14 protein-coding genes and 1 pseudogene are annotated in these 25112 nt (G+C 65.2%); 4 read left to right on the top strand and 11 right to left on the bottom strand.

Going from position 1 to position 25112, the window contains the following annotated elements; genetic code table 11:
• From SM191_RS08655 to SM191_RS08640, 4 genes and pseudogenes are all read right to left on the bottom strand, one after another.
• Positions 1-258: pseudogene (locus tag SM191_RS08655) on the bottom strand (hypothetical protein); the annotation flags it as partial.
• A gap of 46 nt (positions 259-304) precedes the next feature.
• The gene (locus SM191_RS08650; RefSeq protein ID WP_341505829.1) at positions 305-2110 is read right to left on the bottom strand and encodes a DUF885 domain-containing protein; all 1806 of its coding nucleotides are present in this window, start codon (positions 2108-2110) and stop codon (positions 305-307) included.
• 257 nt (positions 2111-2367) lie between these two features.
• Positions 2368-2667: a hypothetical protein gene (locus tag SM191_RS08645; protein ID WP_341505828.1), complete on the bottom strand. Its 300-nt coding sequence runs from the start codon at positions 2665-2667 to the stop codon at positions 2368-2370.
• A gap of 26 nt (positions 2668-2693) precedes the next feature.
• Positions 2694-5531 carry a M16 family metallopeptidase gene (locus tag SM191_RS08640; RefSeq protein ID WP_341505827.1) on the bottom strand — a complete coding sequence of 946 codons (2838 nt, stop codon included), beginning with the start codon at positions 5529-5531 and terminating at the stop codon, positions 2694-2696.
• A gap of 212 nt (positions 5532-5743) precedes the next feature.
• Here SM191_RS08640 and clpB point away from each other — a divergent pair, with 212 nt between their 5' ends.
• Positions 5744-8323 carry an ATP-dependent chaperone ClpB gene (gene clpB, locus SM191_RS08635; protein ID WP_341505826.1) on the top strand — a complete coding sequence of 860 codons (2580 nt, stop codon included), beginning with the start codon at positions 5744-5746 and terminating at the stop codon, positions 8321-8323.
• 60 nt (positions 8324-8383) lie between these two features.
• Here clpB and SM191_RS08630 read toward each other — a convergent pair whose 3' ends face one another.
• The 4 genes from SM191_RS08630 to SM191_RS08615 form a co-directional block, all read right to left on the bottom strand.
• Positions 8384-11395 carry a TonB-dependent receptor plug domain-containing protein gene (locus SM191_RS08630; RefSeq protein ID WP_341505825.1) on the bottom strand — a complete coding sequence of 1004 codons (3012 nt, stop codon included), beginning with the start codon at positions 11393-11395 and terminating at the stop codon, positions 8384-8386.
• A 425-nt stretch (positions 11396-11820) separates the two neighbouring features.
• Positions 11821-14892, bottom strand: coding sequence for a TonB-dependent receptor domain-containing protein (locus tag SM191_RS08625; protein WP_306997619.1), 3072 nt, complete (start codon positions 14890-14892; stop codon positions 11821-11823).
• Between the two features lie 504 nt (positions 14893-15396).
• Entirely contained in the window at positions 15397-16692 is a 1296-nt protein-coding gene (locus SM191_RS08620) for an aspartyl/asparaginyl beta-hydroxylase domain-containing protein (protein ID WP_341505824.1), read from the bottom strand.
• Between the two features lie 143 nt (positions 16693-16835).
• Positions 16836-19781, bottom strand: a complete 2946-nt coding sequence (locus SM191_RS08615) for a TonB-dependent receptor domain-containing protein (RefSeq protein ID WP_341505822.1) — start codon at positions 19779-19781, stop codon at positions 16836-16838.
• Between the two features lie 221 nt (positions 19782-20002).
• On the opposite strand from SM191_RS08615, the gene SM191_RS08610 reads away from it, so the two are divergent.
• Positions 20003-20515, top strand: coding sequence for a hypothetical protein (locus SM191_RS08610; protein ID WP_341505821.1), 513 nt, complete (start codon positions 20003-20005; stop codon positions 20513-20515).
• Positions 20516-20541: 26 nt separating this feature from the next.
• Here the strand turns inward: SM191_RS08610 and SM191_RS08605 are convergent, their stop codons facing one another.
• From SM191_RS08605 to xseA, 3 genes are read right to left on the bottom strand one after another with little or no spacing between them, the layout of a single operon-like run.
• Entirely contained in the window at positions 20542-21432 is an 891-nt protein-coding gene (locus tag SM191_RS08605) for a peptidoglycan DD-metalloendopeptidase family protein (protein ID WP_341505819.1), read from the bottom strand.
• Positions 21429-21629, bottom strand: coding sequence for a DUF2093 domain-containing protein (locus SM191_RS08600; protein WP_306997611.1), 201 nt, complete (start codon positions 21627-21629; stop codon positions 21429-21431). The genes SM191_RS08605 and SM191_RS08600 overlap by 4 nt, the downstream gene beginning before the upstream one ends.
• A 19-nt stretch (positions 21630-21648) precedes the next feature.
• Positions 21649-23055 carry an exodeoxyribonuclease VII large subunit gene (xseA, locus tag SM191_RS08595; RefSeq protein WP_341505818.1) on the bottom strand — a complete coding sequence of 469 codons (1407 nt, stop codon included), beginning with the start codon at positions 23053-23055 and terminating at the stop codon, positions 21649-21651.
• On the opposite strand from xseA, the gene purD reads away from it, so the two are divergent.
• Together purD and SM191_RS08585 are read left to right on the top strand one after the other, a co-directional pair.
• Positions 23054-24340: a phosphoribosylamine--glycine ligase gene (purD, locus tag SM191_RS08590; RefSeq protein ID WP_341505817.1), complete on the top strand. Its 1287-nt coding sequence runs from the start codon at positions 23054-23056 to the stop codon at positions 24338-24340. The genes xseA and purD overlap by 2 nt on opposite strands.
• 51 nt (positions 24341-24391) lie before the next feature.
• On the top strand, positions 24392-25087 hold the full coding sequence (locus SM191_RS08585; RefSeq protein ID WP_341505816.1) for a hypothetical protein: 696 nt from the start codon (positions 24392-24394) through the stop codon (positions 25085-25087).
• The last annotated feature ends 25 nt before the right edge of the window (positions 25088-25112 follow it).

The following is a 25112-nucleotide window of genomic DNA, read 5'->3' as shown; positions in this document are numbered from 1 at the left end:
AGTTACGCCCGCCCCCGTGAAGCGCGAGAGCCTCGCGGTGCGTCCGACGGCAGGGGGCGGGACCGACAGGGGCGGCGGTTCGGGCAAGGGCGGGACCTCGAACAAGGTCAGGCTCGACCACCGGGTATCGTCGATCCGCCGGACCCGCGACGACCCCAGGATCAACAGCGCAACGATCGCGGCATGGACCACGACCGTGGCGACGACAGCCGCCAGCCGTCGCCACTTATCCTGCCGGACCCGAACGCTGCCCTGCATCGCGATAGTCTCCCGGATGGAAGGATCACCGCGATGCCGATCCCGGTCAAGTCCGCGCCCACTCCTCCCCGATCCGGCGCAACACGTCGAGGGGGACACGGCCATGGCGCAGCACGGCGGTATGGAACGCCTTCAGGTCGAAACGGTCGCCTTGTCGCTTCTTCGCCAGATCGCGAATGTCGACGAACACCGAGTGACCCAGCTTGTAGCTCGCCGCCTGGCCCGGATTGACGCAATAGCGCTCCACCTCACGGGTGGCGAAGCCCTCCGCCTCGCCCTCGGCCTCGACGAAATGGCGGATCGCCTGTTCGCGGGTCCAGCGCAGGTGATGCAGACCGGTATCGACCACACAGCGATTGGCCCGGAACAGCAGGAATTTGAGATATCCCAGCCGCCCCAGCGGATCGTCCTCATACATGCCCATCTCGTCGGCCAGTTGTTCGGCATAGAGTGCCCAGCCCTCGCCATAGCCGGAAAAGCCGTTGATCTTGCGGATCAGCGGCAGGCGCGTGTTGGACAGGGCAAGCCCGCCCTCCATCTGATGCCCCGGCAGCCCTTCGTGATAGACGGTCGTCGCCAGGCAGAATTTGGGCCAGTCGGCGCTGTCCTTCAGGTTGAAATAGACCAGGCCGGGGCGCGAGCCGTCGATGGCGGGCCCTTGCGCGAAGGCCGCCGCCGCGCCCGCCTCGGTCTGGGGCGGCACGCGGCGCACCTCGAAGCCATAGGGCGGTATCCGCTCGAACGCCTGCGGCAGGCGGGTGCGGATCGCGTCCAGCCGTTCGTTGCAATAGGCGATGGCGGCGCGCTTGCCCTCGTCGGTATTGGGATAGAGCTGGTCCGGGTTCTTGTAGAGCGCGGCCATCCGCTCGCCCACCGTCCCCTTGGTAAAGCCCTGCGTCTTCAACAGTGCGTCGAGCCGCGACGACAGCATCGCCGCCTGATCGCGACCGAAACGGTGCACCTCGTCGGGCGAGAAGCTGGTCGTCGTGTTGGCCTTGAGCGCGACCGGGTAATAGGCCGCGCCCTCCCGCAATTTCCATATCCCGGCGTCATGCGTGGCCTTGGCGCGCAACGTTTTGGCATAGGCGATCTGGCGGTCGAGCGCGGGCAGCACCTCCGCCTCATAGATCTTCGCGGCCTGCGCGGCATAGCGGTCCCCCAGCCCCTTCTCAGTAGCGCGGCGGGCGAGCGACTGGACGACCGGCGCTTGCCCTGCGGGCTGGCGGGTCTTGGCCATCTGCTCGAGCGCCAGGTCGATGATGAAGTCGGGCGGCACCACCCCCTGCCCGGCGTCATGGCGCATCCGCTCGGTCTGTGCATCCATCTGGCCCGCAAAGGCGCGGAGCCGCATCAGATAGGCGTCGGCGTCGCCCGCGCTCGCGATCTTGTGCTTGGTGTCGAGAAAGTCGGGGACCGACTGATAGGCGCCCGACAATTGCGATACGACATAGGGGCTGGGGCCATAGGAGGTCCCGCCGAAGTCGAACGCCTGCACGCTTTGCGCCGAGCGGCGGGTGTAAAGGATCGCCTCAAGGTCGATCCGTTCCTCCGGCGACAGACTGGCGGGGTCGATCGCCTCTAGCCGGGTCAGATCGGCCTTGGTCGCCTGCTTCGCCGCGGCGATGCCGGTGGCCGACTGATCGGACAGCTTCGAGCGAAGATCGGCATTGGCACCGGTGTCGAGGCCGAGATTGGTCGCCGCCTCCGGGCTGCGGCGGAGTTGTTCCTGGACCAGCGTGTCGAATAGCGCGTTGAGCGGAGTGGATACGGTGGCCTGGGCCAGGACGCCCTCGCTTTGCGCAGCCACCGCCATCGCGGCGGTGCCGCCCAGGAAATGCCGACGGTCGATCATGCTGGTCCCCTTTCGTCTTTGGGGGCAGCGTAACGGGATTTGGCGGGAATTGAACCGGTTATGTGGCGGGGATGGGGGCGTGGGCTTCGACTTCGCTCAGCCTGAACGGAGGTTGGCCATCAGACCGGGAAGCGCCCCCGGCCCCACATCCCATACACCGTTCAGCCTGAGCGAAGTCGAAGGCCAAGGGAAACCCCAAAGAAAAAGGGCGGCCCGTCCATCGACGCACCGCCCTTCCCCATCTCACCGCAGGAAGATCACCCCGCCCGCGTCCCCGACAACGGGAAGCTGCCGAACGCGCCCGCGCCGACCGAGCCGGTCAGCGTGTCGCCATCGGCGGTCGCTTCGCAATCCAGCGTCATCGGCATGGGCGTGGTGATCGACATCTTCCACGTGATCGTATTGCCCGACACGTCGCCTTCGATCTCCATCGCGCCCATCTGGCCGCCGCCCGAGCCGGTGAAGCGATCGCCCTCGGTCCGGACGGTCAGCGTCATGTCCTGATCGCCCAGCGGCGACTTGACGGTGCAGTTCCAGGTGCCGTCGATATCGGCCATAGTCTCTCTCCCTTAAATCCCGACGCTTACTGCCCGACGACCGCGGACGCCTCGACCACCTCGACGGGCAGGCCCAGCGTATCGAGCTGCGGCTTGACCGTCTTGGCATCGCCGACCACGACCCAGATGAAATCCTTGGGGTTCAACGCCGCCTGGATCGACTTGTTCAGCTCGGGCAGGGTCATCGCCTGATAACGCTGGGTGATCGTCGCATAATAATCGTCGGGGCGACGATATAGGTCATTGGCCTCCATCGCCGACAGCACCGCGTCGGAGGTCTCGAAATTGCCCGACAACGACCGGATCGCGCCGGTGATCGCGCGGTCGAACTCAACCTGATCCATCGGCTTGGTGGTCAGGAATTCGGTGACGTCGGTGCGCAGCGCATCGATCGACGCGCCGGTCTTGTCCGCCTGGACCGGGGCCGACATGACATAGGGCGCCGCGAATTCGGAGGTCTGGAAACCGCCGCGCACGCCATAGGACCAATGCTTGTTCTCACGAATGTCGGTGTTGATCCGGCTGAGGAAGCTGCCACCCAGCGCGTCGTTGGCGGTGTTCTGGACCAACAGATTGTCGATGCCCTTCAGCGGCGTCGGCGCGCCCGCCAGGATCATCGACTGCGGGCTGTCGGGCCGGTTGATCAGCACGATCTTGGGCGCGGAGGCCTGTCCGGCGGTGAAGCTCTTCGCCCCCGCCGCCCCCGTGCCGCGCCAGTCGCCCAGCGCCCGCTCCAGCGCCGCCTTCACCTCGGCCAGCGGACGGTCGGAGGTGATGAAGATCTTCGCCTTATCGGGCCGCAACCATGCCTGCTGGAACGCGATCAGGTCGGCGCGGGTCATCGCCGCCACCGCACGCGGATCGCCCGCGCCTTGCGCCTTGGCATAGGGGCTGGTCGGCCCATAGACCAGCGGCGGCAGGACGCGGCCCGCCAAGCCTTGCGGGCTGGTCAGTTCCTGTTTGATCCCTGCCAGCGTCTGCGCCTTGACCCGCGCCAGTTCGTCCTCCGGGAAGGCCGGATTGCGCAGTAGATCGGCATAGAGGTCGAGCGCGGAGGCCAGGTTGATACTCGGCACGCTGAGCCCCACGGTGGTGCGATCGTTCGACGCGCCCGACCCGATCTGCGCGCCCAGCCGCTCCTGCTCCTCGGCGATGGCGATCGAGTTGCGGCGCGCGGTGCCCTCTTCCAGCATTCCCAGCGTCAGGCGCTGCGTCCCCAGCTTGCCGGCAACATCGGCGGCGATACCGGCGTCGAACGACGCCTCGATCTGGGTGATCGGCACGGCGGTGCGCTGCGCATAGACCAGCTCGATCCCGTTCGACAGGCGGCTGCGTTGCACGGTCGGGAAGCTCAGCGGCTTGACCTGACCGACTTCGGGCAGCGCGCCGCGCGTACCCTTGGCGGGCTGGTCGGGGGCGGCGGGGACGTCGGCGCGCGGCGGCACCTTCGCCTCCTCATAGGCGTCGCGCGCACCCGGCACGACGGTCAGCGTATAGCTGGGCCGCGACAGCCACTTGTCCGCCGCCGCCTGGACGGTCGCGGGCGTCTGCGCCGCGATCGCCTGAAGCTGTTTCTTGTAGAAGCCCGGATCGTTGGAATAGAGCGCGCCCTCGGCCAGCGCGACCGCCTTGCCGCCGAAACCGCCGACCGATTCCAGCCCCTGGATGCGACCCGACACCGACTTGGCGACCACCCGGTTCACCTCATCGGCGGTCGGGCCGTTCTTCAGGAAGTCCGCCAGGATCTCGTCCATCCGCTTGTTGACCAGCGCGGGGTCCACGCCGGGGCGGACGATCGCCATCATGTTGAACATGCCGACCTGCGCGAAGACGCGGTCGCTGGCCGAGACCTGGACCGCCAGCTTCTCCTTCTTGACCAGGATATTGTCGAGCCGCGACGACGCAAGCCCGCCCAGCACCGAGGCCGCGACGACCAGAGGCGCGCTTTCGGGATCGTTCAGCCCCGGCACCGCCCAGTTGCGGCTGATCATCACCGCCGCCACGCGGTCCTTCATCACCTCGCTGACGGGGGCGGGTAGCGTCGGGATGGAAACGGTCGGCAACGCGCTCTTGGGGCCGGGCTTGATCGCGCCGAAATACTTTTCCACCAAGGGCTTGGCGGTCGCGACGTCGATATCGCCCGCCAGCACCAGCACGGCGTTGTTCGGGCCATAATGGCTGCGGAACCAGTCCTTCACCGTTTCCAGCGAGGCGGCGTCGAGGTCCGCCATCGAACCGATGGTGGTGTGGGCATAGGGATGCCCGGCGGGGAACAGCCCCTCCAGCACCTTATACTGGGTCAGGCCATAGGGCTGGTTGTCGCCCTGGCGCTTCTCGTTCTGGACGACGCCGCGCTGCTCGTCCAGCACGCCTTGCGTCACCGCGCCGAGCAGATAGCCCATGCGATCCGATTCCAGGAACAGCGCGCGGTCGAGCGCGGCGGTCGGCACCGTCTCGAAATAATTGGTCCGGTCGAAATAGGTGGTGCCGTTATAATCGGTCGCGCCCACCGATTTCAGCGGCGCGAAGAAGTCGCCCGGCGCATTCTCCGACCCGTTGAACATCAGATGCTCGAACAGATGCGCGAAGCCGGTCTTGCCCTTCGGCTCATGCTTGGAGCCGACATCGTACCAGACGCTGACCGCGACGACGGGCGCCTTGCGGTCGGTATGGACGACGACACGCAGACCATTGGGGAGGGTGAAGGTCTGATAGGGAATGTCGACCGCCTTCACGAGCGTCGAGACGGGGGCGGGTTTCGCCACCGCGACGGCCTTGGGCGCGGCCTGGGCCAGAATGGTCTGGGTCGGCAGGACGAACGCGAGGGCGGCAGCGCCCGACAGCGCTACGGACTTGATACGCATGACTATGGAGTCTCCCCACTCGGTATATGGTTCGAGCATAGCGGGCAAAGGGCGGACGGCAATCCCGGCACGACAAATGATGCTTGGGGGATTTACGACCCACCCTTTCGCAATCGAAACGGCCATCCCATGTTGCGGACAGGAAATTCCGCCAACCCCTTGTGTTGCTTTAATGCAACACCATCTGACCTGGAAAGCGACAGGAAGACCAGATGAACCTCGAAAAATTCACCGACCGCGCCAAAGGCTTTCTGCAAGCCGCGCAGACCGTGGCGATCCGCAACAGCCATCAGCGTATCGCCCCCGAACATCTCTTGAAGGCGCTGATCGAGGACGATCAGGGCATGGCCTTCGGCCTGATCCAGGCGGCGGGCGGCGATGCCAAGCGTGTCGAGCGGGAGACCGATGCGGCTTTGGCGAATATTCCAGCCGTCTCCGGCTCGGGCGCGCAGAGCTCGCCGGGGCTCGACAATGATCTGGTCCGGGTGCTCGACCAGGCCGAGCAGGTCGCGCAAAAGGCGGGCGACAGCTTCGTCACCGTCGAGCGGTTGCTGCTGGCGCTCGCGCTGGCCTCCACCCATGCGGCGGGCAAGGCGCTGGCGACGGGCGGCGTGAACCCGCAAAGGCTCAACGGCGCGATCGAGCAGCTACGCCAGGGCCGCACCGCCGACACGGCGGGCGCGGAGGACCGTTACGACGCGCTCAAGAAATTCGCCCGCGACCTCACGCAAGTGGCGCGGGACGGCAAGCTCGACCCCGTGATCGGCCGCGATGAGGAAATCCGCCGCACCATCCAGATCCTGGCGCGCCGGACCAAGAACAACCCTGCCCTGATCGGCGAACCCGGCGTCGGCAAGACCGCGATCGCCGAGGGCCTCGCGCTGCGCATCGCCAACGGCGACGTGCCCGACACGCTCAAGGACCGCAAGCTGATGGCGCTCGACATGGGCGCGCTGATCGCGGGTGCGAAGTATCGCGGCGAGTTCGAGGAGCGGCTGAAGGGCGTGCTGGACGAGGTGAAGGCCGCCGAGGGCGACATCATCCTGTTCATCGACGAGATGCACACGCTGATCGGCGCGGGCAAGGGCGACGGGGCGATGGACGCCTCCAACCTGCTCAAGCCCGCCCTCGCGCGCGGCGAACTGCACTGCGTCGGCGCGACCACGCTCGACGAATATCGGAAGTATGTCGAAAAGGACCCCGCGCTCCAGCGGCGGTTCCAGCCGGTCTTCGTCGGCGAGCCCACGGTCGAGGACACCATCTCGATCCTGCGCGGGCTGAAGGAGAAGTACGAACTCCATCACGGCGTGCGGATCACCGATGGCGCACTGGTGGCGGCGGCGACCTTGTCGAACCGCTACATCACCGACCGCTTCCTGCCCGACAAGGCGATCGACCTGATGGACGAAGCCGCCAGCCGCATCCGCATGGAGGTGGAGTCCAAGCCCGAGGAGATCGAGACGCTCGACCGCCGCATCCTGCGCCTCAAGATCGAGCGCGAGGGGCTGCGCCGCGAGAGCGACGCCGCCAGCATCGACCGGCTCGAGCATCTGGAGGAGGAACTCGCCAACCTCGAGGAACAGTCGCACGAACTGACCCAGCGCTGGATGGCGGAGAAGGACAAGATCGCGGGCGAGGCGAAGCTGAAGGAGCAACTGGACCAGGCGCGGATCGAACTCGACCAGGCGCAGCGCGCGGGCGACCTCGCCAAGGCGGGCGAACTCTCCTATGGGCGCATCCCGCAACTGGAGAAGCAACTCGCCGAGGCCCAGTCCGCGACCGAGGGCGCGATGCTACGCGAGGAAGTGACCGCCGACGATATCGCGGGTGTGGTCAGCCGCTGGACCGGGGTGCCGGTCGACCGGATGCTCCAGGGCGAGCGCGAGAAGCTGCTCCGCATGGAGGAGGTGATCGGCAAGCGCGTGATCGGACAGGAGGATGCGGTCCGCGCCGTCTCCACCGCCGTTCGCCGCGCGCGGGCAGGCCTACAGGACCCGAACCGGCCGTTGGGCAGCTTCCTGTTCCTCGGGCCGACGGGCGTCGGCAAGACCGAACTGACCAAGGCGCTCGCCGAATTCCTGTTCGATGACCCTAGCGCGATGGTGCGCATCGACATGAGCGAGTTCATGGAGAAGCACAGCGTCGCCCGGCTGATCGGCGCACCTCCGGGCTATGTCGGCTATGAGGAAGGCGGCGTGTTGACCGAGGCGGTGCGGCGGCGGCCCTATCAGGTCGTGCTGTTCGACGAGGTGGAGAAGGCGCATGGCGACGTGTTCAACGTGCTGCTCCAGGTGCTGGACGACGGCCGCCTGACCGATGGTCAGGGGCGGACGGTCGACTTCTCCAACACGCTGATCATCCTGACCTCCAACCTGGGCAGCCAGTATCTGGCAGCGGTCGAGGACGGGCAAAGCGTCGAGAGCGTCGAGCCGCAGGTGATGGAGATCGTGCGCGCCCATTTCCGCCCCGAATTCCTCAACCGGCTGGACGAGATCATCCTGTTCCACCGGCTGGGCCAGAGCCATATGGGGCCGATCGTCGACATCCAGGTCGGCCGCGTCGCCAAGCTGCTGGCGGACCGGAAGATCGCGCTGCACCTGACCGACGCCGCGCGCGAATGGCTGGGCCGGGTGGGTTACGACCCGGTCTACGGCGCGCGGCCGCTCCGCCGCGCGGTCCAACGCCACCTCCAGGACCCGCTGGCCGAAGAAATCCTGCGCGGACATGTGAAGGACGGCTCGACCGTCACCGTCGATGAGGGCGACGGCAAGCTGGCATTGTCGGTGGGGTAAGCACAAAAAAGGGCGGTCCGTAAGGACCGCCCCAACATTTTCAATGCGACTCGGCCGCGATTAGAATTTCAGGCCGACCGTAACGGTGTAACGACGACCAAGAGCATCATAGGTCGATGGGAAGGTGTTTCCCGAGCTAAGCGCGCCGATAGTGTTGCCAGTCAGCGGCGGCTGCTTGTCGAACAGATTATCGATCAAGAACGAAAAGGTCATCTTTTCGGTCAGGTCAAAACCGATATTAGCATCGAAGATATCATAGGCATTGATCGCGCGATAGGCACCAACGACCGATGAGGTGCTGACCGCACCGAAGCTGCCAACCGTCCCGGCCGTTGGCGGGGTGCTATCGTTGGCACCAGTCCGCGGCTCATAGCGAACCGACGACAGATGACGCCAGAACAGCGACATGTTAACATTTTCGTAACCGAAACCAGCACGGGCGTTCCAAGTGAACTTTGGCATGACCGGATCGCAAGATGCCGAGTAATAGCCAACGCATTCGCGAATGAACGCCGACGGCACCGATTGGAATTGGCTCTTCGTCGTATAGTTACCGTTAAAGGTGAACAACGCCGAAACCGCACCGAACTTGCGGCTGTAGTTAACCGTGAGATCATAGCCTTCGACCTGCAGGAAGCCCAGATTGGAAGCCTGGAGGATCACGCCCTGCGTGGTCGACGGGTCGCCCGACAGACCGCCGGTCAGCGGATTGCGGAGGATCGCCTGGCAATTGGCAAAAGTCGCGCTAGACTGTGCGAAGCAACCATCGACGATGTCGCTGATCGTTGGCGAGGTGATCGCATTACGCACCTTCACCCGGTAATAGTCGAGCGAGACCGAGAAACCAGGCAGTACACTCGGCGTCAGAACGCCACCGATCGTCAACGTCCGCGCGGTTTCGGGGGCCAGATTCGGATTTCCGCCGCCGGTCGTGTTGACCTGATTGGCGATCGGAGCCGGTATCGATCCGATACGGGATGCGGGCAGACCAACGGCCGCAAGCTGCGCTGTGCAGAGCGCCGTGCGGGTCGCATTCACTGTGGCGTTCGAACCTTGGCAAGGATCGACGGCACGGGTGGCGAGAGACGTCGTCACCGGCGTAAACAGTTCCCCGATATTCGGCGCTCGAACGGCAGTGGTATAGGCTGCCCGGAAGCGCAGATCGCGAACAGGAGCCCAGCTACCGCCGACTTTCCACGTCGTGTTGCCGCCCGATGTCGAGTAGTCGGCGTAACGGATGCCCGCCTCCGCCGTCAGGTTGTGAAAGAACGGCCGGTCGGTGATCAGCGGTGCGTTGATTTCGGCGAACCCTTCATAGGAATGATAGGAGCCCGAAACCGTAGGCGTCGCCCCACCCGCGCCCAGAACAGCGCCCGGCGTCTGCGACGGCAGATCACCGAAGGAGTTGCCCGAATAGGCTCGATATTCGGCCCCGACCGCGACGCCGATCGGATTGTCGGCGAAGGGTGACGACACGCCGAAGTCGCCATCGATCACAGCCTGCGCCGACGAGAACGACGTTTCGACGAAGGTCGAAGTCGGGATCGAAATATAGTTCAACATCGCCGGAGTAATCGAGCCCGCAGCACCGAAGATATTGATCGGAACGCAAGATGCACGAACCGGTGATCCTGCGGGACATCCACGAAGAGCCGCCTGCACGCGATCGGCCAAGGCGCTGCCGCTGGAGACGTTACGACGATCCGCCTCACCGTGCTGACCGAAGATGTCGAAGTTCAGCGTGCTGGAAAGCTTGCCGCGCACGCCCACGGTAATTTGATACGTATTCGAGTTATAGGTCGTGATCCGAGGACCGGTTTCGACAAAACGCCGCGCCGCGATGAGCGGAATTTCGGTCCCGTTGGCGATCGCCGTAGGGCAGTCCGCGATCGCGACGCCGGATTGCTGCGCGAACGAGCAGAGCTGGATGCGCTGCGCCGAGGTCAGGAACTGATTGTTGAGCGGAACCTGAAACTGGTTCGTGAAAGTACCAGTTGGCGCAATTTCCATCCGCACAGTATTGCGCGAATAAAAAGCCTCTCCGTAAGCCTCGATGTTACTCGCAACTTCATACTTGCCTTGCGCGAAGATCGAGTATCGCTTCAAAGGCGTTTGAAAAAGATTCAGCGGACTGAAGTTGAAATCGGAGAGCCCCGGCGTGATCGTGCCCGTGGAGGGATCGAACCGCGCGCCATCGGCAAAGGCGCCGGTGTCGGGCAAAGGGAAGAACAACGAGGCGGGCACTGCCGTGTTCGACCCCTGGGCCACACCGGATGTAGCTGCATCACATGCGGCTCCGCGACGCGAATCGACACCGGTACATGTGGACTGCAGCGACGTGAACGCATAGGGGCGGCGGCCCTGCAGAACGGACTTTTGGTCAGTGTAGTTCAGGCCGATCGTGACGTTGCCACGACCGTCGTCGAAGTTGGCGCCCATGACCATGTCGAGGCGCATCTTGTTGCCGTCACCGCGTTCGGTAATACCGTTCTGCGCGGTCACTTGAAGACCCGAAAAGTCCTGACGCGTGACGAAGTTCACCACGCCAGCAATGGCGTCTGCGCCATAGGTCGTAACCGCACCGCCGGTGAACTGGTCGAAGCGCTCGATCAGTGCGATCGGGATGTTATTCAGGTCGGTTACGTTGCCCAGACCTGATGGAACGACACGGCGACCGTTCAGCAGGACAAGATTGCGGTTCGAACCGAGTCCCCGCAGATTGAATGAGGCAGTGCCGTTCGTGCCATTGTTGATGGTGTCACCGTTACCAATGACCGACCCCGGCAGCTCGCGCAGGATATTCTCGACCGACGTCGGTGCCTGCCGCGCGATTTCCTTTGCATCGATGCTTACGACCGGGCTGGACTGTTCAAGGTTCGGGTTGGAGATGCGCGATCCCGTGACGATGATCTCGTCGGGCGCCTTCTGTGGTGCATCCGTCGTTATGCTGGTCTGGGCCACAGCCGGTGCGGCGATGCCCAAGCCGACCACGCCCGCGCCAAGCATGGCAATAGACTGGAGCGCCGAGCCCCGACGCAGGAATGCCTTTGCAAACAAACCTTGTTTGGTCACCTTTATTCCCCCTGAAATGACGTCTGAACGACGCCTTTTCGCCACCCTGAAGGGGCGATGACCAACATATGTCAGGAAGATGACGCACTCTTACAAAGGCTTTTTGACATTTTATTCGCTTTTCATGGAAGATTGTGCGCAAAATGCAACACTTACGCTCTACGGCGTAAATGATTGCATCAATTACGCGCAAGAAAGATGCTGTGTACCAACAACTTAGCCGCACACCTTACATTGATATATATTTGTAATACAGCAACACACCGTTTGGCAGGATTGAATTGCGGAGCGGCTATTGGCGGTCAATGCGCGCCCTTCCTCTCGCGAATCACGATTCCCAGAATCTCAAGGCCGCGCCATGAAAAAGGGGGCGGCTCCCGCAAAGGAACCGCCCCCTTCAGTTGGGTCCGCAAGCGGACCTGGGGTTAGAAGTTGAACTTGGCGCCCGCGCGGAACTGGCGGCCGAAGATGCCGTCGCCGCCCTGCACCGCGTTGTACAGATACGCGCCGTAGGTCACCGGATCGATCGGAGGCAGGCGGTTGAAGACGTTCAGTACGTTCACGTAGAAGGTGAACTTGTCGTTGACCTTGAACGACGCGTTCGCATCCGCCGTGATGTAGCTCTTCACGCGGCAACCGAAATAGGCCGGGGCCTGGCCGCAATCCTTGTACGCATCGCCCTGGTCCATGGCCGACAGGTCATAGCCCGAGGTGTAGTTGACCGTACCCGACAGTGCGAAGTTGCCGAAGTCGAAGGTGTTGACCCAGTTGCCCTTCCACTCGAACGTGCCCGAACCGGCCGTCAGGTTGAAGTTGCCCAGCGTGTCGACATAGGTCTGGCGCACGCCGTCCACCGTCGTGCTCAGCTCCAGGATGAGGCTGGCGTTGAGGTTGGTGGTCCAGCGGACCGCGCCGAAGTCGTAGAAGCCGTTGACCCCGAAATCGATGCCCTCCGACTTGATCGTCTGCGCATTGATCAGCTGCGAGCGGACGAAGGCGATCTTCGGCGTCGCGGTGGGGTTGTTGACGTCGACGGCATCCGGGATGACCGTGAAGCCGGCCGGGATCGCGGTGCCCGCATAATAGGCGGCGATGGCGGGCGACAGGTCGGGCGTGGTGATCGCCCCGGTCTTGCGGATGTTATAGTAATCGACCGTGAAGGACAGGCCGCGCACCGGATCGACCTTGATCCCGGCGGTGAAGCTGCGCGACTTTTCCGGGTCCAGATTCTGCGACGCCAGCGTCGTCTGGCCGATCGAATAGTTCGAGATATAGCCCGAGCAGTTGGTCGGCGTGTTCTGCGAACAGATCTGTCCGGCGCCCGGATTGATGCTGTACTGACGCAGGAAGGCATCCGGAATGCTGCTCAGCGACTGGGTCACGTAACCGGTCGTGGGCAGCGCGTTCGCCTCGCCGAAGGAGGGAATGCGGAAACCGCGCGAATAGGTGCCGCGCAACGAGACCTGGCGGATCGGCTTGAAGATCGCGCCGAACTTGGGCGAGAAGGCGCTCTGGCCGCTCGAATAATGGTCGTAACGGCCCGAGGCGTTCAGGGTCAGCTGGTCGAACACCGGCGCATTGACCTCGTAGAAGGCCGACGAAACGGTGCGGTTGCCCTTGGTGCCGAAGGCGTTCAGGCGGAAATAGCGCTGGGTCGGGCCGTTCTCGTCCGAGTTCGCGCTGGGCGCATCGATCGCTTCGTAGAAGATCGAGCCGCCGACCGCGAGGCGAAGATCGCCGCCCGGCAGCGTCATGATCGCCTTGCCCAGGGTGAACTGCGCCTGCAACAGGTCCGAACTGTCGTTGGTGATGTTGGTCGGCGTCAGATAGTTCAGCGTCGCCTGGCTGTTCTGGCCGGGGTTGATGAAGTTGTAGCTGCCGTCCTTGATCACATCGAGCAGGTGCTGGATGTACACATAGCCGTTCTGCTCCAGGCGCAGATCGGTGTGCATCGCGGTCGCGTCGAAGCGATAATCGACATCGTCGAAGATCGTGCCGTTGATCCCGAAGGCGGCGCGATAGACGCGGCTGCGGGTCCGGGTCGATTCGAAGCTGTTCGGCAGCATGCCGACCAGACGCGCGACCTGGCCCGCCGCGGCGAACGGGTTGTTCGGGTTCAGCGTGCCGTTGGTCGCGGTGCAGGCGCCGACGGTCGTGCGCGGGCAGATATAGACCGGCAGCGCCAGGATCGCCGAGTTGGGATCGATCGCGGGCGTGGCGTTCTGCGACGTCGAATATTGCGGGAACAGGATACCGGCGGGCGCATTGGCGCGCAGCACCGTGGGGGTGCCGGTATAGCTGGTCGTCGCCTGCTGGAAATTGACCTGCAGATAGGCTTCCGACGTATCACCGATCTTGGCGGTGAAGCGCGCCGAACCGCCGACACGCTCGATGTCGGGCGTGATGTTGCCGTACAGACGCTGGCTATCGACCTGGCAGACGGTGCCCGGCGCGGTCGCGTTGATCGGCAGCGCCAGTTCGGACGCGGTCGGGTTGTACGGATTGCCGGTGAGGCAGCCCGCCGTCGGGTTCAGCAACTGATAGCGACCGAGCGCCGTCGTGTTGGTCGCATCCGCCGGGCGCACAAAGAAGTTCGGCGTGTTGATCGCGAAGCCATTGGTATACTGGTTGTTGGCGTCCAGCCCGTTGGCGATGTTGTTGGGGCCGCAGACTAGCGAGCCGGTGCGGTCGGAACAGATGCCGCGCTCGTCGCTGCTGTTGTACGGCGACGGCACCTGACGCGCCTTCACGCCCTCGGAGCGATAGTAGAAGCCGCTGATATAGGCGTTATAGCCCTGCTCATCGAGGTCGCCGGTACCGGCGGTCAGCGAGAGGCGCTGGTTGGCGTTATAGCCGCGCTCGGAAATACCGGCCTCGGCGCGGCCCATGATGCCCTTGACCGAACGCTTGGTGATGATGTTGACCACGCCCGCGATCGCGTCCGCGCCATAGCTGGACGACGCACCGTCGCGCAGCACTTCGACGCGGTCGACGATGTCGTCGGGGATGGTGTTCAGGTCGACGAAGTTGCGCGTGCCGTCATCCGACAGCGGATAGTAAGCGGCGCGCAGACCGTCGAACAGGACCAGCGTCGAGTTGGTCGACAGACCGCGCAGCGACACCGACGACGCACCGGACGCGAACGCGCCATTGGCGGTGAACGAGTTGGTCAGCGCCGGGCCGTTGTTCGACGCCAGCGCCTGGATACCCGCCTGCACCGTGTTGATGCCGCGCGCGTCGAGATTCTCGGTGGTGATGGTCGACACCGGCGACGGGCCGACATCGGCGCCGCGGATGATCGAGCCGGTGACGACGATGTCGCCGCCCTGCCCGGCATCGGCCTGTTCGGCCCCCTGTGCGACCTGGGCGTTGTTTTCGGCATTCTGGTTGGCGTCGGGCACGCTCTGCGCCCAGGCCGGAGAGACGAGCGCCAGCGAAAGCGGCGCGACCGTCGCGAGCAGGCCGAGCCTGCGCTGACCGATCCACGAATTGGTCATGTTCATTACCCCTTTTTTCTCTTCCTCCCGGCCTTCTGGCCGGAAGGGTCACCGCTCGCGTGAAAGAAAAATCCCATTTGCTAACGGAATGTTGCTTGATTGAGACGAACCATGGCTCGTGTAAAGGCCAGAAATCAGGGGAAATCATCACAACCGTGCGCCTGTCGCATAAATGACACAAGCACTGTCTCATATGACAGGACCGTCACCCGGACGTCAGAATGACGCGAACATGACGCGCAAATGACATGCAAACGATGTCAGTGTTACTGACATATGTTATGAAATCAAATGGAGAGTATGGGCGAGCGGGTGGATGCCGCTCCCCAAGGGCAGCAGATAAAATCGCCTCCGAAAACGGTGTTAGTTTATTGCCGCTATCTCCCGCGGCGGCACGGATTGACCAAGCAGCGCGATGGCCCGTCCGCAGATCATGACAAGGTGATGACGCCGATCATAACAGCCGGGCATCACGTCGAATGCGAGTGAAACTCCGCTCCGGGGCTATTCGGCCAGCGCGGCGAGCGTCTTCGCTCCCTCGATCTTTCCGAGTGCGACGAACAGATTTTGCAGCATCCGTCGTTCGTCGTCGGCCAGATGCGGGTTCCAGGCATCGAGAATGAGGACCGCCCGCAATTCTGCGCTGTCGTTCCATGCCTCGTGCTCGATCGTGTCGTCGAAGGCGAAGGCCTGCCCCTCGACCCAGGCGCGCGTTTCGCCGCCGACGCGGAACCCGCAGCCCTCGGGTACGATCAGCGGCAGGTGCACGATCGCCCGAACATTGCTGACCCCGGTATGCGCAGGCAGGCGCGTGCCGGGTTTCAGGACCGAGAAGAAGGCGGTCGGCCCCTTCCCCGGAATATGCGCCAGCGGCAGCCGATCGAGCAACGCCATCGTCTGCGGGCAGGCCGCGGCCATATCCGCGTCGCGCACGCCGTAGCGCCAGAGATAGCGGGCGCTCCAAGCCTCGGAATGGTCGAGCGCCGTCCATTTATTCTCCGGGGTCCCGGCCTCCATCGCGACATAGGGCGTGAAACCGCTGTCCGGCCGCGCGAGCAGCGCCTCCAACTCGGCCCGGATCGCAGGCGTCGCCGCTTCCAGCTCGGCGAACCAGGGGAAATGCGTGGGGTCGAAAAACTCGTCGGCAGGCAGGAAGGGGAAATGCACCCCATGGCAGACATTGTGGTAGATCGCCCGCCGCCCGAGCAGCGCATCGACGCACCGATCGAACCGCCGCCGCCGGCTGGCAGGCACACCCCCCCAATCCGGTGCCAGCGCGGCGTCGAGTTGATCGCCGAGCGCCTGTGCACGGGCGGCTATCCGCGCCTGGGCATGAGCGAGCAACTGGTCGAGGCCTGCCGACCGTTCGGGCAGGGACTGCAAGACCGTCGCGACCCCATGCCAGCGGAACTGCGCCTGCGATTCTTCTCCGGCCCGGTCGTGCCATTCGGCCATGCGGACATTGGCCATGACGTGCCGCTGATCGCGGCGGAGCACTTGAAGCAGCGCCTCGCGCTCGCCCGCCACATCGCCCTGGTCGCGCCGCGCGGTCGCCAGGTTCATCCATAGGGGCGGTGCATCGGCATCGCTTTGGATCGCCCGCTCGAACCAGTCGGCCGCCCCCGCCGGGTCGGTCGACAACAGGCTCATCCCCATCGCGTTGCACAGGATCGGATGATCGGCCACCTGCGCCAGGGCCTGTTTCAACAAACGACGCGACCCCGGTCCATCGCCCCGTGCCTGCGCGGCCTGGGCCTGCTGGAGCAACGACATTGCGGGGGCGGGAAGCGGCTGGGTCATGATGCCGTTATGCGGGGGGAACCGGGCGGGTTACAAGCGCCGTCCGCGCTGTTTCGGGGATTAACAGCCTGCGATTCCCAACGAAAAAGGGCGGCCCTTGCGGACCGCCCTTTCCCTTGGCGATTGCGATCGCGAACCGGTCCTTAGAAGTGGACGCGACCCTGAACGCGGAAGCCGCGACCGACCGTGTCATAGGTCGACGGATAGGTGTTGCCGCTGTTGAACGAGGTCGAACCGGCGTTCGATCCGACGATCGGCGGCTGCTTGTCGAGCAGGTTGGTGACCAGGATCGACAACTCGAAATTCTCGGTGGCACGGATGCGCGTGCCGAGATCGAGATAGTTATAGGCCTTGATCCGGTTGAAGTTCCAGACCTGGCCGGCGATCGGGGTGTTGCCCGTGATCGTGCCCGAGAAGAGCGGGGTCAGACCCGGCTCGTACCGGACAGCATCGATATGACGCCACAGCAGCGACAGGTCGACATCACCAAAGGTCAGCGTGGTGCGCTGGTTCCAGGCGAACTTCGGCTGGATGGTCAGACAGTTGGCGCTGTAATAGCCGACGCATTCGCGAACGACCGAGCTGGGCGAGGCCTGGAAGGTATTGCTGTTCGTCCAGGTGCCCTGGAAGTTCAGGTTCAGCTTCGCGAAGCCCAGGTCACGACGGTAATCGGCGGTCAGGTCGATACCATCGGTCGCGATGCGGCCAGCATTGGTCAACGGCTGCGGCAAGCCCGCCACCGTCGCCGACGAACCGCTGAGACGGCCTGTCGTGGTGCTGCGACGGATGCTGGTGCAGGCCGTCGAGGTGGCCGAGGCCGCCGTGATGTTGCCGAAGCAGGCAGACAGAATGTCCGCCGGGGTCGCTTCGGTGATCGCCTGGTTGATCTTGATGTTGAAGTAATCGACGCTGATCGTCAGCCCTTCGACCAGCGTGCGCGGGGTCAGGATGGCCCCCACGGTGAAGGTATCGGCGACTTCCGGACGGATGTTCGGATTGCCGCCGCCGGTGGCGTTGGGCTGGCCCGAAGCCGGGTTCGCGATCGAACCGATCACCGCCGCCGGAGCGCCCTGTGCCAGACAGATCGCCGCCAGATTGGCGTTGCTGGTCGGAGCGGCACCGGCGCACGGATCGACGGTCAGGTTGACCAGATAGGTCGACACCGGCGCGAACAGTTCGCTGATGTTGGGCGCACGAACCGCACGCTGGTAGTTACCGCGCACCTTGAAGTCGGCGATCGGTTCCCAGCTACCGCCAGCCTTCCAGGTGGTGGCATTGAAGCTGGGGTTGCCGGTGGCGTCGATCTTGTAACGCGACTGGCGGATACCGCCTTCGATGGTCAGGTTGCGGAAGAACGGCTTGTCCTCGACCAGCGGGGCGATGACCTCACCGAAGAATTCGGTGACGTTGAAGCCGCCATTGACCGGCAGGACCGCGCCACCCGCGCCGCCCAGTTCGCCCGGAACCAGGGCATAGGCGTCGGGGATACGCTGCGCGCCGTAATCGCGATATTCCGCACCGACCGCGAAGCTGATCGGGGTGGACGCGGCGGGCGAAGCGAAACCGAAATCACCGTTCAGCAGCGCATGGACCTGCGACAGCTGGGTCTTGGTGGTGATCGTGCTCTGACCGTTCAGGAACGCGGCCTGCTGCGGCGTGATGCTGCCCGCCTGACCGAACAGGTTGAGCGGCACGCAGCCATTGGTCGTGACGGTGCAGGTCGTGGTGTTATCGGCATTCAGCGCCTGCTGGACGCGCGAACGCAGCACATAACCCGACTGGGTCTGGGTGTTCTGGCTTTCGCCATAGGATCCGTAAACATCCAGGTTCAGCGACTTGGTCAGGTTCAGGCGGACCCCGGCGGTATAGTCGAACAGCGTCGTTTCAAACTCGCTGACGCGCGGCCCGAGTTCGACCGTACGGCGATAGACTTCCGGCATCGGAATGGCGGCGTTCGCCGCGCAAGCCGCCGCATCGGTGATTCCGGCGGCCGCGCAAAGCTGGCTGCGGATACCCGTCGGCAGATACGGATTGTTGCCCGGAATGGTCAGCGACTCGCCGAAGATGCCCGACGGTGCGATGATGGTCGACACCCGGTTCTTCGAGAACAGCCCGCGGGTATAGACGGTGACGGTATCCGACACGTCGTAATGCGCCGCGCCGTACATGTTGTAGCGCTTAAACGGCGTGAAGAAGATGTTGTACGGGCTGAAATTGAAGTCCTGATAGGGCGCGACCAGCAGGTTGCTGCCCGGATTCACCTGCAGCAGGTCGGACTGTCCGTCCAGGCCGAGCGAGGTCGGCACCGAAGTCGGCGAACCGGCGGCGGCGCTACCGGTGGTCGAGCTGATCGTGTTCGACGAGTAACGGCGATCACCCTGATAGATGGGATCGGCTTCCTGGTAACCGACGCTGAATACGGCATTGCCGCGCCCATCGTCGAAATTCGCACCGATGGTGACGTCGGCACGGAAGTAGTTGCCGTCGCCGCGCTGCGAAATCTGCTGGCTGGCCGAGGCATCGACGCCGGAGAAGTCCGAGCGGGTGACGAAGTTGACGACGCCCGACACCGCATCGGCGCCGTACGAGGTCGATGCACCGCCGGTCAGGACGTCCATCCGCTCCAGCAGGGCGAGCGGAATGTTGTTGAGGTCGGTCTGGCCGCTGAGCCCCGCTGTCGCGATGCGCTTGCCATCGATCAGGACGAGGTTTCGGTTCGAACCGAGGTTGCGCAGGTTGACGAACGACGCGCCGCCATTGCCGTTATTGACCGCCGTGCCGATGCCGGGCACCGCGCCGGGCAGCTGACGCAGCACTTCCTCGGCGGTGTTGGTCTGACGCAGCGTCAGTTCTTCGCGACCAACGACCGCGACCGGGCTCGACGAAACCAGATTCGGGTTGCGGATCAGCGTACCGGTGACGACGATATCGCCCTGGCTGGACTCGCTGGTGACGGGCGTGCCGTCGGTGTTCGTCTGTTGGGCGGCCGGGTCCTGCGGCACGACCTGCGCCTGACCGGGAGCAGCGAAAATACCTGCACCCATCAGCAACGTGGACGCCAGCAGGCGCACGCGAGCATTTGTTTTCATAGACTTAACCCCTTTTGTCGGCCTTGTGACCTGACGTTTTCGACCCGGATTTAACCGGGTGCTGCCATTTTATTACAAAGGCGTTAGAGTCGGTTGCAAACCCAAACCCCTGGATTTGGGCCCATATCTTCAGGTTTATCGTGGCTGTGACATAACCGTCACAGAACGTGCATTAAAATTTCATCAAACCCGCCGGAAACGCACGAAGGATACCGAAGTCGATGAAAGTCCAGATCATTTTAGCGGTTTGCCTATCGTCAGCTGCTGCGGCGCAGCGTATCGACGACCGTTCCAGGACGGTTGACGAGTTGACCGCCTGCCGCGAGGTTCGCGGCGATGCAGCACGATTGCGCTGCTATGATCGTGCGGCGGACGTGCTGGCGAATGCGCGGGCGTCCGGCGACCTGATGGTGCTGGACCGGAAAACGGTCGTGGCGCGCAAGCAACAACGCTTCGGGCTGACCACCCCGACCGGCGAGATGTTCGGCGGTGGCGCGTCCGACGATGCGACCGCGGTGCGCCAACTCGACAGCAAGATCGTCGCGATCGCCCCGGCCAAGGCCTATGGCCGCTTCGACATCCAATTGGCCAACGGTTCGGTGTGGCAGACGCTGGAGGCGCTATCCTTCCCACCCAAGCCAGGCACCGGGGTAACGGTCAAGGAAGCGGCGATGGGCGGCTATCGTCTATCGATCGCAGGCGACCGTTCGGTCCTGACCAAACGGATACGCTAGGCGCACCCGCCGTCGTCGACGATCCTTCACCGCATCGGCCCCGTCACCAGCAGCGGGTCGAGCTTGCGCCCGCGCCATTGCAGGCTCCAGTGCAGGTGCGGCCCCGTCGCGCGGCCGGTCGCGCCGACCGCGCCGATCGGTTGGCCCTGGCGGATGTGATCGCCGACGCGGACGTCGATGCGCGACAGGTGCAGAAAGGCGCTGTTGAGTCCCTGGCCGTGGTCGAGCATCAGCAGATGCCCCTCCAGCGTGAAGGGCTGGTCCGCCGCCAGGATCACCACGCCGTCGGCGGGCGCGCGAACGATGGTGCCGGTGGTCGCGGCGACATCGGTGCCGGAGTGATAGCTGCCCGGCTCGCCGCGATAGACGCGCTGCGCGCCGAACAGGCCCGAGATGCGCCCGGTCAGCGGCCAATGTAGGGTCTGGCGCCAGCCATCCGCACCCGTCGCCTGCGCGCGGGCCGCGCGGATTTGTGCCAGTTCGGGAGAGCGCAGCCGTTGGAACTCGGGATCGGGCACGGGATATTTGGGCAACCGATCCAGCCGCTCGATCCGCCAGGCGCGCGGTGCGATGGCGAGCGGCTGGCGCACCTGTCTCCCGTCGCGCAGAGTCGCGACCAGTTCGGCCGAGGGTCCGGCATCGCGATCGAACCCGGCCAGGAACGCGCCATCGGGGGCGAGCGGGATCGCTTCGCCGTTCAGCGTCACCGATACCGCACCGGCGGGGGCCTGCCCCCGTATCAAGCCCCCTTGGCTGAGTTCCCCGGTCCAGCGGAACGGGGTAAGCGGCACGGCAGGCGGAGCAGCGGGCGCGGCGGCGGATTGCGGCGCGGAGGTCGCAACCGGAGTCGATACGAGCCCGCTCGGCGCGACGCATCCGGCCAGCAGCAGCGCCATCCCTCCGCCGCCCAGCCTCATTGCGGGCTGAGCACCTTGGCGGTCGCCTCCGCATCGGCATAGGCTTCCTGCCGCGCCGCGCTCCAATATTTCAGGTCTTCCAGCGGAATGCGCCGCCCGGTCACCGCGCAGACGACATGGTCGCCGGGCGCCAGCACGCGAAAGCCGTTGGCCATATAGTGTAGCCGCGCGGGGCGATCGGTATTCGACATCAACATATTGGCTCTTTCGAAGGCATCAGAGAAGCGTCGGCTGGTCGGCCTTGGGCTCCCGCTTGGGCTTGTCATAGGTTTTGGGTGCGGGGCGCTCAACCCCGGCCTTCTCCACCGCCACATCGACCGTGCCGTCGCGGAAGCGCAGGGTCAGCGTGTCCGCCGCCCGCGCCGCATCCGCCGAGGACAGGGTCGCGCCGCCCGGTCGCGCGGTGATGCGGGCATAGCCGCGCTCCAGGATGCGGTCGGGGTTGAGCGACTGGACCAGCCGCCAGGTCACGGCCAGCCGGTCGCGCCCGCGCTCGACCTGCCGTTCGAGGATTGCGGGGCGCAGCGCCGCGCCCGCCCGGTCCAGCCCGCCGCGCGCCAGCGTGACCCGCCGCTCCAAGCCCCGGTCCAGCCGCGCGCCCGCTTCGTCCGCCCGCTGGCGCTGCGGCCCCAGCAACTGGTCGCGCTTGGGCAGCAGCCGCGCCATCGCGTCCAGCCGTTCGCGACCGCGCTCGACATAGCGGCGCGCGCAACGCTCGGTGCGCTGGCGATGGCTGGCGACGGTCAGGCGCAGATCGGCGAGCACCGGCACCGCGATCTCCGCCGCCGCCGTGGGGGTCGGCGCGCGCAGGTCGGCGGCATAGTCGCACAAAGTCGTATCCGTCTCATGCCCCACCGCCGAGATGATCGGGATCGAACATTCGGCCACCGCGCGGACCACGATCTCCTCGTTGAACGACCAGAGATCCTCGATCGAGCCGCCGCCGCGCGCGACGATCACCAGATCGGGGCGCGGCACCGGACCGCCCGGCTGAATCGCGTCGAAGCCCTGGATCGCGGCGGCGACCTCCCTGGCCGATCCCTCGCCCTGCACCTTGACCGGCCAGACGATGACATGGGTCGGGCAGCGATCCTCCAGCCGGTGGAGAATGTCGCGGATCACCGCGCCGGTCGGCGAGGTGACGACGCCGATCACCGGGGGCATGAAGGGCAGCACCTTCTTGCGATCCCGGTCGAACAGCCCCTCGCCCGCCAGCTTGGCCTTCAGCTTTTCGAGCAGCGCCATCAGCGCGCCCGCGCCCGCCAACTCCATCCGCTCGACGACGATCTGGTATTTGGACCGGCCGGGGAAGGTGGTCAGGCGACCGGTCGCGATCACTTCCACTCCGTCCTGCGGCTGGAAGGGGAGCGTGTTGGCCGCGCCCTTCCACATCACCGCGTCGATGACCGCATTCTCGTCCTTCAGGCTCATATAGACATGGCCCGAGGTGGCGCGCTTATAGCCGGAAATCTCGCCGCGCAGGCGGACATGGCCGAATTCGCCCTCCACCATCCGCTTCAGCTTCAGGCTGAGTTCGCCCACCGATAGCGCGAGCGCGTTGTCGCCGGCGATCTCCTCGGCTACCAGCCTCGAACTTTCGTCATAGGAATAAGGATCGGGCATGAACGTCCTGCTGCTGGGATCGGGTGGCCGCGAACATGCGCTGGCATGGAAGCTGGCACAGTCGAACGGGTTAGATACGCTCTACGCCGCGCCCGGCAACCCCGGTATCGCGAACCACGCGACCTGCGTGGCCTTGAACGCGACCGATCACGCCGCCGTGGTGGCGTTCGTGAAGGATCACGATATCGGACTGGTCGTGGTCGGCCCGGAAGCGCCGTTGGTCGATGGTCTCGCCGATTCGCTGCGCGCCGAGGCTGTGCCGGTGTTCGGGCCATCCAAGGCCGCCGCGCAACTGGAGGGGTCGAAGGGCTTCACGAAGGACCTGTGCCGCCGCGCCGACATCCCGACCGCCGGTTATGTCCGCGTGAACACGCTGGAGGAGGCGCAAGCCGCGCTGGCGACGACCTTCGGCCTGCCGGTGGTCATCAAGGCCGATGGACTGGCGGCGGGCAAGGGCGTGACGGTCGCCTTCACCAAGGCCGAGGCCGAGGCGGCGATCAACGACCTGTTCTCCGTTCCCGGTGCCGAAGTGGTGATCGAGGAGTTTCTGGATGGCGAAGAGGCCAGCCTCTTCGTCCTGACGGATGGCGAGGCTTTGCTCCCCTTCGGCTCGGCACAGGATCACAAGCGCGTCGGCGATGGCGATACCGGCCCCAATACCGGCGGCATGGGCGCGTACAGCCCGGCCCGCGTGCTGACGCCCGAACTGGAGCAACAGGCGATCGACCGGATCGTCCGCCCCACCGTGGACACGCTGCGCGCCGAGGGGACGCCCTTTTCCGGTGTGCTCTATGCCGGGCTGATGCTGACCGAGCAGGGGCCCAAACTGATCGAATATAATGCCCGCTTCGGCGATCCCGAATGCCAGGTGCTGATGCTGCGGTTCCAGGGCGATCTGCTGGCGGTGATGCTGGCGGTGGCTGAGGGGCGACTGGCCGAACTGCCCGACCCCGCTTTCTCGGACGATCCGGCGCTGACCGTGGTGATGGCGGCGGCGGGCTATCCCGGTACGCCCAAGTCGGGCGGCAGCATCGACGCGATCGACGCCGCCGAGGCGACCGGCGCGGTGGTGTTCCAGGCGGGGACCCGGATGGACGGCGATCGGCTGGTCGCCAGCGGCGGCCGGGTGCTGGCCGTCACCGCCAGCGCAGCCACGGTGGGCGAGGCGCAGGCCGCCGCGTACCGCGCGGTCGACGCGATCCGCTTTCCCGATGGCTTTTGCCGCCGCGATATCGGCTGGCGCGAGATGGCGCGCGAAGCGGACGCTGTGGGAACCCAGGGGTGATCCGATCGATTGGGCTCGCGATCGGGGCTGTGGAACAATAAGGGTGAGGCGATGAACGACACGACGGCAGCAACTGGGGGGGCAGCACCGGCTGAAAGCCTGATCCCCGATGGCGTGGCGACGATCACGACGATTCACTTCGCCCTGCTCGCCATCGTCGCACTGGCGGCGATCGCGGTCATCATCATCGGCATGCGACTGAAGCGGCGGCGTACCCATGCCGCACGGCAGGTGGAGGAGAATGCCCAGGATGCGGGCATGACCGTCCGCGCCCCCGATTCCGCGCCCTTGAGCGAAGCCGCGCTGACCCAGCCCAAGGCGGCACCCGCGCCCGCCCCGGTTCCGTCACCCGCCGCACCGCCGGTCATGCCCGCCCCCGCCGTGCCGGAGGAACCCGTCGCCGCGCCGGAACCGCTCAGCGACGAACCGGTCGCGGCCGCCGCGCCGATGTCCGCCAGTCCGGCGGCGGAGGCCGCTCCCACCGCCGCCGCTTCTGCCGAGCGCCCCCAGGATCAGCCGATCACGCTGCTGAAGGGCCTTGGCCCCAAGCTGACCCAGAAGCTGGCCGAACATGGCATCACCACGGTCGGCGACATGGCGGCGCTCAGCGACCAGCAGGCACAGGCCCTGGATGCGCAGCTCGGGCCGTTCTCGGGCCGGATGGCGCGCGACCGCTGGCTGGAACAGGCGCGCCTGCTGGCGGCGGGCGACCGGGCCGGGTTCGAGGCGGTGTTCGGGCGACTCTGACGGAACGGCGCACGGACTGACCGGT

It is taken from the genome of Sphingomonas sp. 2378 (genome assembly GCF_038084995.1).
Taxonomy (GTDB): Bacteria; Pseudomonadota; Alphaproteobacteria; order Sphingomonadales; family Sphingomonadaceae; genus Sphingomonas.
Note: the sequence above shows the minus strand (reverse complement) of the source record. Positions and strands in the feature narration are given on the sequence as shown.

Coding starts and splice junctions, on each gene's coding strand:
- SM191_RS08650 (WP_341505829.1), bottom strand. CDS start 2,110: ATGATCGACCGTCGGCATTTCCTGGGCGGCACCGCCGCGATGGCGGTG.
- SM191_RS08645 (WP_341505828.1), bottom strand. CDS start 2,667: ATGGCCGATATCGACGGCACCTGGAACTGCACCGTCAAGTCGCCGCTG.
- SM191_RS08640 (WP_341505827.1), bottom strand. CDS start 5,531: ATGCGTATCAAGTCCGTAGCGCTGTCGGGCGCTGCCGCCCTCGCGTTC.
- clpB (WP_341505826.1), top strand. CDS start 5,744: ATGAACCTCGAAAAATTCACCGACCGCGCCAAAGGCTTTCTGCAAGCC.
- SM191_RS08625 (WP_306997619.1), bottom strand. CDS start 14,892: ATGACCAATTCGTGGATCGGTCAGCGCAGGCTCGGCCTGCTCGCGACG.
- SM191_RS08620 (WP_341505824.1), bottom strand. CDS start 16,692: ATGACCCAGCCGCTTCCCGCCCCCGCAATGTCGTTGCTCCAGCAGGCC.
- SM191_RS08615 (WP_341505822.1), bottom strand. CDS start 19,781: ATGAAAACAAATGCTCGCGTGCGCCTGCTGGCGTCCACGTTGCTGATG.
- SM191_RS08610 (WP_341505821.1), top strand. CDS start 20,003: ATGAAAGTCCAGATCATTTTAGCGGTTTGCCTATCGTCAGCTGCTGCG.
- SM191_RS08605 (WP_341505819.1), bottom strand. CDS start 21,432: ATGAGGCTGGGCGGCGGAGGGATGGCGCTGCTGCTGGCCGGATGCGTC.
- SM191_RS08600 (WP_306997611.1), bottom strand. CDS start 21,629: ATGTTGATGTCGAATACCGATCGCCCCGCGCGGCTACACTATATGGCC.
- purD (WP_341505817.1), top strand. CDS start 23,054: ATGAACGTCCTGCTGCTGGGATCGGGTGGCCGCGAACATGCGCTGGCA.
- xseA (WP_341505818.1), bottom strand. CDS start 23,055: ATGCCCGATCCTTATTCCTATGACGAAAGTTCGAGGCTGGTAGCCGAG.
- SM191_RS08585 (WP_341505816.1), top strand. CDS start 24,392: ATGAACGACACGACGGCAGCAACTGGGGGGGCAGCACCGGCTGAAAGC.